Source organism: Hydrogenophilus thermoluteolus, assembly GCF_003574215.1.
In the GTDB taxonomy this organism is placed as follows: Bacteria; Pseudomonadota; Gammaproteobacteria; order Burkholderiales; family Rhodocyclaceae; genus Hydrogenophilus; species Hydrogenophilus thermoluteolus.
The window spans coordinates 568,315-581,105 of sequence record NZ_AP018558.1; the positions used below are offsets into that span (position 1 = coordinate 568,315).

The window sequence follows — 12,791 nt, forward strand, 5'->3', positions numbered from 1 at the left end:
AAAGTGATGTTACTAGGCCTTGCCGAACCAAGTAAAGTAGGGATGCTCGCCACCGGATCCATGTGCTCAATCACCGGTTTGATTGGTCAGTGCAAAGTCGTCGCAGTCGATGTGGTGTCCATGTAAGGATCCACTTTGGCGTAGGGTCGCATTCAGGAAGCAGGCGCGGCAGAATCTGGGTCGTTAGGCTGGTGAGCCAACAAGTACGCGGCAATCAAACCGTTTGCCAAGCCAAAGAGCGTCGCTGTGGCCAGAAACACCGGTAGCAGCCACCAGAGTCCGTCGTGGGGGACGAGCCAGAGGCGAGCCAGGATCAGTTGCCCCCAGATGTGCGCCCACGCCATGAGGAGCGATGCGGTGACTGGGCCAAAGAGACGCCGCGGAAGCCGCAGCGCGACGGCAAGCGTCGCAAGGCTTGCGATCGCGCCAGCCAGCGCGAGGAAGAACCCCGGCGCGAAAAGCTGCCCCAACGCGATGCTCGCGGCGAAGACGCGCAAAAGGCTCACCCATGCCGCCGCTTGCCAGCCGTGACGCCAGCCGACCCAGAGCACGACGATGTTCGCAAGCCCCGGTTTGACTCCGGGAATAGGCAGCGGAATCGCGGCCTCCGCAATGGAAAGCGCAATTGCCGCGGTGCTCCAGCGCGCGATGCGGCGGTCTTCCGCGGTGGGGGTGAGGTGAGCGTGTGTGGCCAAGCGTTTGGGTTTGCTATAGAATGGTTTCTGTCAAACTGTCAGTCGTAATGATAGCAATGTCCCTGCGTCTTTCCGACCATTATCGGGCAACCATCCGCGCAACCGTCAGTGAAGTGTTTGGGGCGGGGGTTCGGGTCTGGCTTTTTGGTTCTCGGGTTGACCCCACTGCGCGAGGGGGTGATATCGATTTGCTGGTGGAGTCGGCAACGCCCATTGCCGATCGCGAACGCAAGGCGTTGCGTTGTTTGGCCCGGTTGCAGATGCGGCTAGGGGAGCAACCGATCGATCTTTTGGTGCTCGATCCCTCGGTTGATCGCCTCCCGATTCATGCCGAGGCTTTACGAACAGGGAAGCTGTTGTGAGTGTGGCGTTGTTGCCGGTTGATCGCTTGGTTGCTACGCTCACGATTGTTTGGCGAGAAGGGGGGCATCTTGCCTTTAGCTGGAAGCGGCTCTTCCAAGATCCGATCACTGTCGATTGGGTCAGGGGATTAGCGGACGATTGGGAGCGAGCGGAACGGTTGGAAGCGTTCGTCTCGCGCTTTGGTCGGATGCAGGATACCATAGCCACGAAATTACTCCCCCGCTGGCTGTTGGCGATTGCCGAGACGCCAGGGAGTCAGATCGAGGTGCTCAACCGCGCCGAGCGGCTGGGGGTTTTGCCCAGTGCCGAGCAGTGGCTCGAGGTGCGTTTGTTGCGCAACCGGCTGGTTCATGAATATCTGGTCGATCCTGCGGCGTTTGCCGACGATTTGCTGCTGGCTCGCGAAGGTACGCTGCTACTCTTTGCGGTCTTCAACGCGGTTCGGGGGTTTGCCGAAACGCGCATGGGGATTGAACACACACTTTTGCCCCCATTGCTGGAGCTACCCCACGAATCACAGGGCGCGGGTTCAGAAAATACCCCATTTCCGTAAGCGGTAGCGCAGTTGGCTCAGCGTGATGCCCAACTGCTGCGCCGCGCGCGATTGGTTGCCGCCACACGCTGCCAACGCGGCACGCAGCCGTTCGGGGGTGAGCGGTGGCTCGTCGGCCTGAGGGGGCTGTTCCACAGGTTGGGGCTGTGCCGCAGGGTGCGCGCGGGTGCATTGGGTGAGGCACTGTGGCGTGATCGCGCCGTCACTGAGCGCGAGCGCACGGGCGAGTACGTTTTCCAGTTCGCGGACGTTGCCGGGCCAGGGTTGCTGCTGCAGCCACGCCAGCGCTTCCGGGGTGATGGGCGCCGGGGGGAGCTGGTCCCGTTCCGCGATGCGCTGGATCAGGTGTTCGGCCAAGAGCGGAATGTCCTCACGGCGCGCGGTCAGTGGCGGAAGATCGACCACCAGGACCGCCAGGCGGTAGTAGAGGTCTTCACGAAAGCGCCCTTCGGCCACTGCGGCAGCCAGATCGACGTGCGTTGCGGCAACGAATCGGACGTCCACAGGGATCTCTTCGGTGCCGCCAAGCGGGCGGATGGTGCGCTCTTGGAGCACCCTCAGGAGTTTGGGTTGGAGCGGCAGCGGCAATTCGGCCACTTCGTCCAGGAAGAGGGTGCCGCCCGCTGCGCTGGCGATGAGCCCGGTGCGGTCGCGGTGGGCGCCGGTATAGGCCCCTTTTTTGACGCCGAAGAGTTCCGCTTCGATGAGTTCTGCGGGGATCGCGCCACAGTTGACGGCAACGAACGGCCCGTGGCGGCGCGGGGAGAGGGCGTGCAGGAGGCGCGCGGTGCGCTCTTTGCCGGAACCCGAAGGCCCTTGGATGAGGACCGGCGCCAGGCTCTTCGCGAAACGGGTGATTTGTGCACGCACTGCGGTGATTGCTGCACTGGTGCCGATCAGTTGCGTCTGAGGGTCGGCCTCGTGCGATGGGGGGGGCGCTGTCGGCGCGGGTACTGCGTCGAGCAGTTTGGCCAACCGTTCACGCGCGACCGGTTTGGTGAGGAAGTCGATCGCGCCGAGCTTGGTCGCGCGCACCGCGGTGTCGATGTCGCCGTATGCCGTGATCACGGCAACGGGAAGCTCCGGTTTTTCTTGGCTCAGTGCTTCGACAAGCTTGATCCCGTTGCCGTCGGGCAGGCGCAGGTCGGTGAGCACCAGGTCGAAGGGTTCACGGCGCGCGCGTTCGAGCCCCTCGGTGCAGGTGGCGGCGGTGGCGGCCTCCCACCCCAAGCGGGCGAGCAACCCCTTCAGGGTGAGGCGCAGATCCGGTTCGTCGTCGATGATGAGCGCACGCATGGCGCTATTGTGCCCGATTTTGGCGCGATGGGCTCTATGCGATAATGGACCGTACCACCCGTGGATACGGCAGATGCAGGAGGGGATCACGATGGCAAAACAAAAAGTGGGATTTATCGGTCTGGGGCTGATGGGGCGGCCGATGGCGCTGAACTTGCTGAAGGCTGGGTTCGAAGTCCATGTCTGGGCGCGGCGTTCGGAGTCGATGCAGCCGTTGCTCGATGCAGGCGCGCACGGAGCCGCGTCGCCTGCGGCGTTGGCCGAAGCGGTGCCGGTGACGATTTCGATGGTGGCCGATGCGCCGGACGTTGCTGAGGTGACGTTGGGGCCGAACGGTGTCGTGCAAGGAGCGCGAGCGGGCCATATCCACGTCGATATGAGCACGATCGCGCCGGGTGCGGCGAAGGAGATCGCCGCGCAGCTTGCGGAACGAGGGGTGCGGATGCTCGATGCGCCGGTGTCCGGGGGCGAGGTGGGCGCGATCGAAGGCACGCTCACGATCATGGTGGGCGGCGACGAGGTAGCGTTTCAGGAGGCGTTGCCCTTTTTCGAAGCGATGGGCAAGAGGGTGACCTACGTGGGCGCGAGTGGCGCCGGGCAGGTTGCGAAAGCGTGCAATCAGGTGCTCACTGGGGTCACGGTGGTCGCGGTAGCGGAAGCGCTCAACTTGGCGCGCGCGGCAGGGGTCGATCCCGAGCGGGTTCGCGAGGCGCTCTTGGGGGGCTCGGCCTATTCCAAGGTACTCGAAAACCATGGCGCGCGGATGTTGGCGCGCAACTTCCGGCCCGGGTTCAAGGCGTGGATGCACCAGAAGGATATGAGAATCGTGCTCGACGAGGCGCACCGCTTGAACGTGCCGACGCTTACCTCTGCGGTGGCGGCGCAGCTCTTCAACGCGGTGGTGGGGTCGGGCAAAGGGGAAGAGGATTCGATCGCGGTGCTGCAAATCTTGGAGGCGATGAGTGGTGCCAATCCCGAAACCTGAACAGAGCGGTGCGCGGCTTACCGCATCGGTGACGCCGCGCAGTAAGCTCCCCGAGGTGGGTACGACCATCTTCACCGTGATGAGCGCACTCGCGCAGGCGCATGGGGCGATCAACCTGTCGCAGGGGTTTCCCGATTTCGACCCCGACCCGGCGCTGTTGGAGCGGGTGGCGTATTGGATGGGTGCGGGTAAGAATCAATATCCGCCAATGGCTGGGGTGCCGGCATTGCGTGAGGCGATCGCGGCGAAGCTCGCCCGCTGTTATGGGTTGAGCGTGGACCCTGAGAGTGAAATCACGGTGACCGCCGGGGCGACGCAGGCGCTCTTTTCGGCAATCCACGCCTTGGTTCATCCGGGCGACGAGGTGATCCTCTTCGAACCCGCGTACGACTCCTACGCGCCTGCGGTGCGTCTCGCGGGTGGTGTGGTGCGCTACGTGTCGCTGCTTCCCCCTACCTATACACCCGATTGGGGGACGTTCGATCGCTGCTTCTCCGCGCGGACACGCCTTGTGGTGGTGAATACGCCGCACAACCCCACGGGCGCAATCTGGCGCGAAGCCGATTGGGCGGCGCTCGCCGAGCGGCTCGACGGCAGTGACGCGATGGTGCTTGCCGACGAAGTCTATGAACACATCGTCTTCGATGGAGCGCGACACGAGAGCGTGTTGCGGCAACCGGGGCTTGCGGGGCGGGCGCTGGCGGTATTCAGTTTTGGCAAGACGTTTCACGTCACCGGTTGGAAGATCGGGTACGTGGTGGGCGCGGCACCGCTGATGGCGGAATTTCGCCGGGTGCATCAGTTCGACGTCTTTACGGTGAGTCACGCGGAGCAGTGGGCCTTGGCCGACTATCTGGCCGAACCGGCGCACTATGAGGGGTTGGCGGCGTTTTACCAGCAAAAACGGGATCGTTTGCGGGGTTGGCTGACGCAAGCGGGGTTCACCCTGCTGCCCGCACAGGGAACCTACTTTCAGTTGGCGCACCATCCCGATTTCCGGCACGAACCCGATACGGCGTTCGTCCGCTGGCTGACCGAGACGGTAGGGGTTGCGGCGATCCCGGTTTCGGCGTTTTACCACGACCACCGCGACGACGGCGTCATCCGATTTTGTTTCGCGAAGCGCGATGAAACGCTCGATGCCGCGGGGCAGCGGTTGGTTGCCGGTTGTGGCCGGAAAGGCAAGGAAGCGTGATGAAATACTTGGTTTTGCTTGTGGTGGTGGCGGGCGTACTCTGGTGGATCCAACGCCGTTGGCAGGCGCCGCAAGCGCCGAGGCAGGAGCGCCCATGGGGCTGGCGGTGGGGTCGGACGCAAGAACCCCCTGCTGCAGCGGACGCGCCGGAAAATGCGGTGCGGGAAGATGCGTTGGTGGCGTGCGCCCGTTGTGGTGTGCTGATCCCCAAGAGCGAAGCCAAGACGCGGGACGGGCGTTACTTCTGTTGTGATGAACACCGCCAACTTGGATCCCGGTGACGGCACTGCTCTGTCGCGTTCCGGGACGTTGAAACGCGCCAGCGACGCGCTGCGGTTGGTCATTGCCGGGTTGCTCTTGGTCGGTGGCCCGACGATGGGGTTGGGGCGGGAGGCGCCTTCGCTCTTTTTCTTCACCGCGGCGTGTTATCTGGCCGTTGCGGTGGCACTGACGGTCTGGCCCAGTGCGACACTCGCTGGCGCGCACAAGGCGGTGGCGGCCGCGGTGGTCGATGCCCTTGCGTTTGCGGTGTTGTTGGCTACGAGCGGCGGCTATGCGTCCGGGTTGCCGACGCTGTTGTTCGTGCTGGTTGTGGTAGCGGCACTCGAAGCGGTGCCGAAAATCGCGCTCTTTCATGCCGCGGTCGCGGCGCTCGCTTTGCTCGGGGAGAACCTGTGGCGGCTCTGGCAAGGGTGGGCGGCAACCGATCCGTTTTTGGTCGGTGCGGCCGGCGGTGCGCTTTTCGTTGCGGCGTGGTTGGCGCAGCGGTTGGGGACGCGGCTGCGGCAAACCGAGGCGGCGCACCAGGCGCAACAGGCGTTGCTCGCGTGGCAGCGTACGGTAAACGATCGCATCGTTCAGGAGCTCGCGGACGGAGTGTTGTGGGTCGATGCGCAGGGGGTGGTCCGCTACGCCTCCCCCCGCGTCGTGGCGTGGTTGGGGGAAGACCCGAGTGACAAGCCGCTTACCGAAGTCCTGCCTGAGCCGATTCATCCTGGTGAGGAGCGGTGGTGGCGCCAGAACGGGCGTTTGTGGCGACTGAAAGGCGGGATGCCGGATCGCAACGGGGTGTGGTTGCTCTTTCTCTCCGATTTTGCCGGAGTGCAGCGCGCGTTCCGGCAGGAGCGGCTGGCGTCGCTGGGTTTGCTGCTTGCTGGGGTGGCGCATGAGGTGCGCAACCCTCTGGCCGGGGTGATGCAGGCGCTCGACCTCTTGCGCGATGCCGCAACGAGCAGCGAGCGCGGGGAGCTGGTTGCGTTGGCCGAGCGCAACGCGGCGCGCATCGCCCATCTGATCGACGAGGTGCTGCTGCTGGGAAGACAGCAGCCCCCAAACCCTGAGGCGGTTCCGTTGGTAGCGTGGCTACGCCGTTGGTGTTCGGAGTTGCCCCAGCCGGAGCAAACGCGCGTTTCGGTGCAGGGCAGCGACGCGATCGCGGCGTGGGTGGATGTGCGCCATCTCCAGACGATCGTCGACAACTTGGTTCGCAACGCGTTGGCCTTTGCCTCGGCGCAACCGGGCGCGGTGCAGGTGACCGTCTCGGCAGCGAACGAGCAGGTGTGCCTCACGGTGGCCGATGACGGACCTGGTGTAGCCGACGAGCTTGCCGAGCGGCTGTTCGAGCCGTTCGTCTCCGGCCGCGCCAACGGGACCGGGCTTGGGCTCTACCTGGTGCATGAGCTGGTGCGCGTAAACGGCGGTGAAGTTCGCTATCGACGTGGCCCCAAAGGGGGGGCCGTCTTTACCGTGCTGTTGCCGCAAGCGGCGCGTTGCGGGTAACCGGCGGATTGGCGCCCCGGGGCCAAAGCAGCCACCAGGTGGCGTCTGCTTTGGTGCGTCCCGCGCGTGCGCCCGCCGCGTGCCCACTCCCCCAGTAGAAGTCGCCGCGCAGAGGCCCTTGGATCGCGCCGCCGGTGTCGAGCGCGACGACCAATTGCGCGAGCGGTTGGGGCGCGTTCGGGGCGTAGAGCCACAGCGGTGCGCCAAGCGGCAGGAACCGCGGGTCGACCGCGACGCTGCGTTGCGCAACGAGCGGCACACCGAGCGCGCCTACGGGACCGTCGGCGGGGTCGCTACTTGGGGGCGGAAGTTCGCGGAAAAAGACGTAGCTGGGGTTTTCCGCTAGGAGCGCATCGCGCGCGTGCGGGTGGGTTTCGAGCCACGCGCGGATTCCAGTCAATGACGCGCGTTCGAGGGGCAGTTCGCCGCGCGCGACCAAGAGCCGTCCGATCGAACGGTAGGGGTGGCCGTTGTGGTCGGCATAGCCGATGCGCGCTTCGCCTCCTTCCGCCAAGCGCAGGCGCCCCGAGCCTTGGATGTGGAGGAAGAAGAGGTCGAGCGGGTCTTTCGCCCAAAAGAGGACGGGAGCAGGAAACCGTGTGCCCATCGCGATGATTTCGCCGCGACTGTAGTACGGCACGACGCGGTTGCCGACCAGCCGCCCTTTGAGACGAAGGTGGCGGGTCTCGGGTACGACGCTTTCGAGCGCGACGGTGACCAGGTCCGGCGGCGGAGCGTGGATCGGAAAGGGGTAGTCCGGGCGTGGCGTGCGGCTTGCGGCGATCACCGGTTCGAAATAGCCGGTCAGGAGTCCCGTCGTGCGCTGGCCATCGGCGGTGTGGGCTGTGAGTTGCCACGGTTGCAGGTTGGTCTGGAGCCACGCCCGCTGCTCGGGTAACGGGGCGTTCGTGGGCAAACCCGCGCACAGAGGCTGCCATTCGCGGTACCGGTTGCTGAGGGTGGGGCAGGCGCGGGCCAACGCGGTGAGTGCGCCTTCTAGGGTGTCGTGCGCGGTGCCGGGAAGTTCCGCCCAGTCGCTGGGCTGTGCGGTGAGCGTGCCCGGAACCGGTTTGGGTGCCGCAGGCTGCTCGATCGGTGCGTGCGCCGTTTCGGGGAGGCAAAGCGGTGGCTGTTGAGCCGTTTGACAGCCGGTGAGCGCCGTCGCGACAAAGAGGAGGGGCGCAAGGAAGCGGCGTGCACGCGGAAAGCGCTGGGGCGGGAAACGGCGAATGCGTAGGCGAAAAGGCCCCTTTTGCGGTTCGATTGCGCGGCGTCGTATCACGGTTCGGGTTCCCAAACGGTTGGGTTTGTGGCGTATGATCGGGGCAGTATAAACGAACGCGGGGAGGATTGTGCGATGTGGGTGGCTGGGATCGAGTTGCTCGTGGTCGCGGTGCTGGTTGGGATCGTGTGGTGGGCGACGCGGCGGCGGCCGTAGCGCGTCACACGCGCCGGGATCGGTACAATGCGGCGTGTTCGTGTGGAGGAACGCAATGGTTTTCGATCGCAACATGATGGCATGGGAAGCGATGGTTCCCATTTTGGAGCGGATTGCGGTGGCGCTCGAAGCGACGAACCCTGGGGCCCCGCTCGTAGCGCCCGACTGGGCCGCTGCCGACGCTTTTTGGTTGCGGAGGGTTGGGGTTCGGGTGAGCTTGGAGCCCGTGCGCCATCCACACCGACTCCGTTTGGCCGATCTGCGTGAGATCGACGCGCAAAAAGCGCGTGTGGTGGCGAACACCGAGCAGTTTTTGCGCGGGTTGCCTGCGAACAACGTGTTGCTGACCGGAGCGCGCGGGTGCGGCAAGTCGTCGCTTGTCAAAGCGCTCTTGACCGAATATGCCGCGCAGGGGTTGCGCTTGATCGAGATCGAAAAAGGGGATCTCGTCGAACTGCCCCGTCTGTTGGAGCGGGTTGCAGACGCCCCGTGGCGCTTCGTGCTCTTCATCGACGATCTGTCGTTCGAGCCGGGAGAGGCAGCGTACAAGACGTTGAAGAGCGTGCTCGACGGTTCGGTTTGGGCGCAGCCCGAGAATGTGCTGATTTACGCGACGTCGAACCGCCGCCACCTGATGCCGGAGTATTTCAGCGAAAACGAAGCGACCCGACACGTAGGCGGCGAGGTGCATCCCGCCGAGGCAACGGAAGAGAAGATTTCGCTTTCGGAGCGCTTCGGGCTCTGGGTGTCGTTCTATCCCTTTTCCCAAGCGGCATACTTGGAGATCGTGGCGACCTGGTTGCGCCATTTTGGTGCGAGCGACGCCCAGATCGCGGCGGCACGGCAAGAGGCGCTGGTCTGGGCGATCGAGCGCGGGTCGCGTTCTGGCCGGGTGGCGTGGCAATTCGCGCGCGATTGGGCGGGACGGCATGGACTGGGTGCAGAGCGCACCGAAGGGCACGAGCGATGAAGCGCGTGGCGGTTGCCGCGGCCGTGCTGTGGAACGAGTCGGGTTCGGTGCTCCTCGGGCAACGTGCGCCGGACACCTTCTATCCCGGTTATTGGGAGTTTCCTGGCGGGAAAATCGAAGCGGGGGAAACGCCGCGTGAGGCGCTCATTCGCGAACTGCGCGAAGAGTTGGGGCTTGAGCTAACCGCAGCGCGCATCGCCCCCTGGTTGTGTCGCCGCCACCGCTACGCGCACGCCGATGTGACCTTGCACTTTTTCCAGGTCTGGGGGTGGCGTGGTACGCCGCAACCGCACGTCCATGCGGCGCTGACGTGGCAGACGCCCGGCGCGTGGTCGGTGGCGCCGATGCTTCCGGCGAACACGCCGGTAGCCGAGGCGCTTGTGCTGCCGCGGTTGATGGTGGTCTCTCAGGTTACGGCCGCATCGAGAGGCGCGCCGGTGGGTTCGCCGGCGTGGCACGACGCTGCGGCGCGATGGGCGGCGTCGATTCAGGCGGCGCGTACCCACGGCGCGGTGATCGCGCAAATTCGGGAAAAGCGGCTCGATCCGGGGGCGGAGGCGGGTGGTGACGCAGCGACAGCGTGCGCCCGGTTGGGAATCGAGCAGTTGGTGGCGATCGCACGCGAAGCGGGTGCGGAACGGATCGTCGTCAATGGGCCGCCCGAATGGGCGGAAGCGGTGGGTGCCGATGGGTGCCACCTCTCGGCGCAGGCGGCGCGGGCGCTTCTGGCATGCGGTGCGGGGCGGCCCGTAGCGCAGGACGGGATGCTTTTAGGCGTTTCGGTCCATGATGCCTCGGAACGGGCGGTGGCGGAAGCGCTGGACGCCGACTATTGGGTGGTGGGGCCAGTCGCTGCGACCCAGACCCATCCGGAGTGTTCACCGTTGGGGTGGTCGCGCTTTGCCCAGTTGATCGCGGCGCCCCCCGTGCCCGTTTTTGCGATCGGGGGGCTCACGGCAGCCGATTTGCCGCAGGCGCACATGCAGGGGGCACACGGGATTGCGGCGATCCGCGGTTGGTTGCGGGGTCAATAGCAGAGGGTGAGCGCGAAGGGAAAAGTTTGGGTGCTCACCGCTTCCGTGCCGATGCCGCCTTCGTCGGTCACGGGGATGAAGTGGAGGTTGAACTGGTATTTGTTCGCGGAAACCTTGGGAACGACGCGATGCGCGGCGTCGATCCACACTTGGATGAGGCGGGGGAGTCTCCCGTCGAGTGGTTGCTGGTAGCAGCCGTTGGCTGCGGTATGGGTCTGCGGCGTGCTTTGTGCCCGCAGGTGCGCCAAGACGCAGGCAATCGCGTCCAGGAGGGGGTGCAGCGGTTGCGCCCAGGCGTCGAGATCGGCGCGCCGTTTTTCGGCGCTCTGGTTGAGCCAGAAGTGGTAGGTCGGGAGGTCGAACGCGCAGACGCCGCCTGAGACGTGCGCGCGGGTGCGCAGCGCGTTCAAAAGCGGCTGCGCGCGCATCACGTGGTCGATCCGTCCGGGTTGCTGGCGCAACGCGTCGATCAGTGCCAACGCCTGGGCAACCGGTTCGTGCAGCGCGATGCGGCGCGGCCGTTGGCTCGTCGTTTCCTGAGCGGTCGGTGCGGCACAGAGGGCCTCCAACGCGGCGATGAGGTGCCGCTTGAGGTCGCTGCGTCCGGCGATATCGACGCATTCGAAGAGCGCCATCAGGGCGGCGTGGTGGTCGTCCGGGGTGTTCGCCTGAGCGAAGTGGCGCCAACGGCTCCACGTGGCCTCCAGTCGCAACCAGGTGCGTACCTGTTCGGTGAGCGGGAATTCGAAACGGATCATCGTACGGCTCCCCGCGTAGCGCCTTCTGCTGCTACGCCGCCTGGCGCTGCGCCTTCTGCCACAGTACCTCCCGCTGCAGCGAGGTATTGCCGGTGCAGCGCTTCGATCTGCGCTTCGAGGTAGGCGCGGTCGCCGCTATTGTCGATCACATCGTGCGCCGCGGCCAGCCGCTCGGCGCGCGAGGCTTGTGCCGCCAAAATTGCGGCGATCTGTTCCTCAGGTAACCCCGAACGCGCTTTGACCCGGCTGATCTGCTGTTCCTGCGGGCAATCGACCACCAGAAGGCGGTCGATGAGCGTTTGGTACGCCCCGGTTTCGACAAGAAGCGGCACGACCAAGATGAGATACGGGTGGTGGGGCGCCAGCGCGCTGATCCGGTGGGTGACGATATCGCGGATCATCGGGTGGAGAATCGCCTCCAGCCGTTTGCGTGCTGCCGGGTCGGAGAAGGCGAGTGCGCGCATCGCCGCTCGGTCCAACGCACCGGTTGGGGTGAGCACCTGGGTGCCGAACGCCTTACGAATCGCGGGGATCGCCGCGCCATTTGCGGCGGTGAGTTCGTGGGCGATCGCGTCGGTGTCGATCACACCCGCGCCCAGGTGCGCAAAGTGTTCGGCTGCCGTGCTTTTACCGGAGCCGATGCCGCCGGTGAGCCCGACGAGGTAGGGTTTTGGGGTCATCGGCACGCCTCCCAGTTGTGGCGGGGTAACCGGGCCTGCGCTCGACCCAAGAAGCGTTCCAGGGCCGGTTCGGGCCCTTTGGCCAGAATCGTGAAGTGCTCCGATTGGGTTCGGGGCAGAATCTCGATCTCGCTCACCCCTTTTTGCCGCAGCAGCCGCACCAGATTTTCGGCGCGATCACGGGTGCGGAAAATACCCAAGGAGATGCGCCACTGATGGGGGCCGGGGTCCCGCACGATGAAGAGATCGGTTACCCCTTTTTGCCGCAGGGTTTCCGCTTGTTGTCGGGCCCGTTTTTCATTGGCCGCTTTCGGAGTAGCCACCCACCACGATTCGACCACCGGTTCCGCCGTTGCGGTGAGTTGCACACCGGGTACGGTCTGGGCCAGTTCGTCCAAGATGCGGCGTTCGTCCGCAGTGGCGTCCGTTCGGCGGCAAAGCAGCACGGGCGTTTTGACTGTTGGTGTTGTTGGCGGTTGTGGTGCCACAGTGTTGGAAGCTGGATGCGTTTCGTGCGCGGCGTGCTCAGGCAAAGGGGATGCGGGCTGAGTCGGCGTGGATGGTGGTTGCGGTGCCGAAGCGGCGGCAGGTTCCTGTGCCGGCGCTACCGCTTCCAGAGAGGGTTGAGGCTTGTCTTGCGCGATCGTATCGTGCGTAATGACCGCTGGAGGGGGGGGTGCGGTAGGGGCCACCAGTGCGGCTGCTTCGGTTTCCGGCGCTGCGCCGGCCAGTGCCGCAGTGACCGGGTCGGCGGGGCGCGCAGCCACTTCCGATCGTGCAGTAGCGGGGGGCGTTTGGGGGGGTGTTATTGGCGATTGGGCTGCCGCTACTGCGTCGCGGTGGGTATGCGCGCCATCCGGCGTGTATTCGACTACGGTTGCGGCAACGAGTTGGAGCGCGTCGCTGCGCAGGGGTTGCGGCAGCGGTTGCGGCCGCGGCGGTTCAGGAAGCGAGACGAGGCCGCTTTGCGCGGCGAAAAGCAGCGCGTTGATCACCAAGAGGAGCGCGATCGCGAACCGCATTGCTTGCGACTGCCGCAACTGCG

At 65.4% G+C, this 12,791-nt stretch carries 14 protein-coding genes; 8 read left to right on the plus strand and 6 right to left on the minus strand.

Annotation, left to right across the window (positions count from 1 at the left end; all coding sequences use genetic code 11):
- Window positions 1-152: 152 nt before the first annotated feature.
- The gene (locus HPTL_RS02770) at window positions 153-695 is read right to left on the minus strand and encodes a Gx transporter family protein (RefSeq protein ID WP_119334613.1); all 543 of its coding nucleotides are present in this window, start codon (window positions 693-695) and stop codon (window positions 153-155) included.
- A 62-nt stretch (window positions 696-757) separates the two neighbouring features.
- Here HPTL_RS02770 and HPTL_RS02775 point away from each other — a divergent pair, with 62 nt between their 5' ends.
- Together HPTL_RS02775 and HPTL_RS02780 are read left to right on the plus strand one after the other, a co-directional pair.
- Window positions 758-1,057 carry a nucleotidyltransferase domain-containing protein gene (locus HPTL_RS02775; RefSeq protein WP_119336040.1) on the plus strand — a complete coding sequence of 100 codons (300 nt, stop codon included), beginning with the start codon at window positions 758-760 and terminating at the stop codon, window positions 1,055-1,057.
- Window positions 1,054-1,611 carry a hypothetical protein gene (locus tag HPTL_RS02780; protein ID WP_197713747.1) on the plus strand — a complete coding sequence of 186 codons (558 nt, stop codon included), beginning with the start codon at window positions 1,054-1,056 and terminating at the stop codon, window positions 1,609-1,611. Before HPTL_RS02775 ends, HPTL_RS02780 begins: the two co-directional genes overlap by 4 nt.
- On the opposite strand, the gene HPTL_RS02785 is transcribed toward HPTL_RS02780, so the two are convergent.
- On the minus strand, window positions 1,588-2,907 hold the full coding sequence (locus HPTL_RS02785) for a sigma-54-dependent transcriptional regulator (RefSeq protein ID WP_119334614.1): 1,320 nt from the start codon (window positions 2,905-2,907) through the stop codon (window positions 1,588-1,590). The two genes, HPTL_RS02780 and HPTL_RS02785, sit on opposite strands and share 24 nt — an antisense overlap.
- A 91-nt stretch (window positions 2,908-2,998) precedes the next feature.
- Here HPTL_RS02785 and HPTL_RS02790 point away from each other — a divergent pair, with 91 nt between their 5' ends.
- Genes HPTL_RS02790 through HPTL_RS02805 form a run of 4 tightly spaced genes read left to right on the plus strand, consistent with a single transcriptional unit; the run spans window position 2,999 to window position 6,866 of the window.
- Complete coding sequence (locus tag HPTL_RS02790) at window positions 2,999-3,892, plus strand: NAD(P)-dependent oxidoreductase (protein ID WP_119334615.1); 894 nt, start codon at window positions 2,999-3,001, stop codon at window positions 3,890-3,892.
- Window positions 3,873-5,087: a methionine aminotransferase gene (locus HPTL_RS02795; RefSeq protein ID WP_408610108.1), complete on the plus strand. Its 1,215-nt coding sequence runs from the start codon at window positions 3,873-3,875 to the stop codon at window positions 5,085-5,087. The genes HPTL_RS02790 and HPTL_RS02795 overlap by 20 nt, the downstream gene beginning before the upstream one ends.
- A complete protein-coding gene (locus tag HPTL_RS02800) occupies window positions 5,087-5,368 on the plus strand; it encodes a PP0621 family protein (protein ID WP_119334616.1) in 282 nt (93 codons plus the stop codon). Before HPTL_RS02795 ends, HPTL_RS02800 begins: the two co-directional genes overlap by 1 nt.
- On the plus strand, window positions 5,340-6,866 hold the full coding sequence (locus HPTL_RS02805) for an ATP-binding protein (RefSeq protein ID WP_119334617.1): 1,527 nt from the start codon (window positions 5,340-5,342) through the stop codon (window positions 6,864-6,866). The genes HPTL_RS02800 and HPTL_RS02805 overlap by 29 nt, the downstream gene beginning before the upstream one ends.
- Here the strand turns inward: HPTL_RS02805 and mltA are convergent.
- Window positions 6,829-8,379, minus strand: a complete 1,551-nt coding sequence (gene mltA, locus HPTL_RS02810; RefSeq protein WP_119334618.1) for a murein transglycosylase A — start codon at window positions 8,377-8,379, stop codon at window positions 6,829-6,831. The two genes, HPTL_RS02805 and mltA, sit on opposite strands and share 38 nt — an antisense overlap.
- A 16-nt stretch (window positions 8,380-8,395) precedes the next feature.
- Between mltA and HPTL_RS02815 the strand changes: the two genes are divergently transcribed.
- Window positions 8,396-9,274 (plus strand): ATP-binding protein, encoded by an 879-nt coding sequence (locus HPTL_RS02815; RefSeq protein WP_408610109.1) that lies wholly within the window; start codon window positions 8,396-8,398, stop codon window positions 9,272-9,274.
- Complete coding sequence (locus HPTL_RS02820; protein ID WP_119334620.1) at window positions 9,271-10,308, plus strand: Nudix family hydrolase; 1,038 nt, start codon at window positions 9,271-9,273, stop codon at window positions 10,306-10,308. The genes HPTL_RS02815 and HPTL_RS02820 overlap by 4 nt, the downstream gene beginning before the upstream one ends.
- Here the strand turns inward: HPTL_RS02820 and zapD are convergent.
- Genes zapD through HPTL_RS02835 form a run of 3 tightly spaced genes read right to left on the minus strand, consistent with a single transcriptional unit; the run spans window position 10,302 to window position 12,768 of the window.
- The gene (zapD, locus tag HPTL_RS02825) at window positions 10,302-11,066 is read right to left on the minus strand and encodes a cell division protein ZapD (protein WP_119334621.1); all 765 of its coding nucleotides are present in this window, start codon (window positions 11,064-11,066) and stop codon (window positions 10,302-10,304) included. The two genes, HPTL_RS02820 and zapD, sit on opposite strands and share 7 nt — an antisense overlap.
- Window positions 11,063-11,746 carry a dephospho-CoA kinase gene (gene coaE, locus HPTL_RS02830; RefSeq protein ID WP_119334622.1) on the minus strand — a complete coding sequence of 228 codons (684 nt, stop codon included), beginning with the start codon at window positions 11,744-11,746 and terminating at the stop codon, window positions 11,063-11,065. The genes zapD and coaE overlap by 4 nt, the downstream gene beginning before the upstream one ends.
- On the minus strand, window positions 11,743-12,768 hold the full coding sequence (locus HPTL_RS02835; RefSeq protein WP_119334623.1) for an SPOR domain-containing protein: 1,026 nt from the start codon (window positions 12,766-12,768) through the stop codon (window positions 11,743-11,745). Before HPTL_RS02835 ends, coaE begins: the two co-directional genes overlap by 4 nt.
- Window positions 12,769-12,791: the final 23 nt, after the last annotated feature.

Coding starts and splice junctions, on each gene's coding strand:
- HPTL_RS02820 (WP_119334620.1), top strand. CDS start 9,271: ATGAAGCGCGTGGCGGTTGCCGCGGCCGTGCTGTGGAACGAGTCGGGT.
- HPTL_RS02815 (WP_408610109.1), top strand. CDS start 8,396: ATGGTTCCCATTTTGGAGCGGATTGCGGTGGCGCTCGAAGCGACGAAC.
- HPTL_RS02800 (WP_119334616.1), top strand. CDS start 5,087: ATGAAATACTTGGTTTTGCTTGTGGTGGTGGCGGGCGTACTCTGGTGG.
- coaE (WP_119334622.1), bottom strand. CDS start 11,746: ATGACCCCAAAACCCTACCTCGTCGGGCTCACCGGCGGCATCGGCTCC.
- HPTL_RS02790 (WP_119334615.1), top strand. CDS start 2,999: ATGGCAAAACAAAAAGTGGGATTTATCGGTCTGGGGCTGATGGGGCGG.
- zapD (WP_119334621.1), bottom strand. CDS start 11,066: ATGATCCGTTTCGAATTCCCGCTCACCGAACAGGTACGCACCTGGTTG.
- HPTL_RS02785 (WP_119334614.1), bottom strand. CDS start 2,907: ATGCGTGCGCTCATCATCGACGACGAACCGGATCTGCGCCTCACCCTG.
- mltA (WP_119334618.1), bottom strand. CDS start 8,379: ATGTTGCGATCGAAAACCATTGCGTTCCTCCACACGAACACGCCGCAT.
- HPTL_RS02835 (WP_119334623.1), bottom strand. CDS start 12,768: ATGCGGTTCGCGATCGCGCTCCTCTTGGTGATCAACGCGCTGCTTTTC.
- HPTL_RS02805 (WP_119334617.1), top strand. CDS start 5,340: ATGAACACCGCCAACTTGGATCCCGGTGACGGCACTGCTCTGTCGCGT.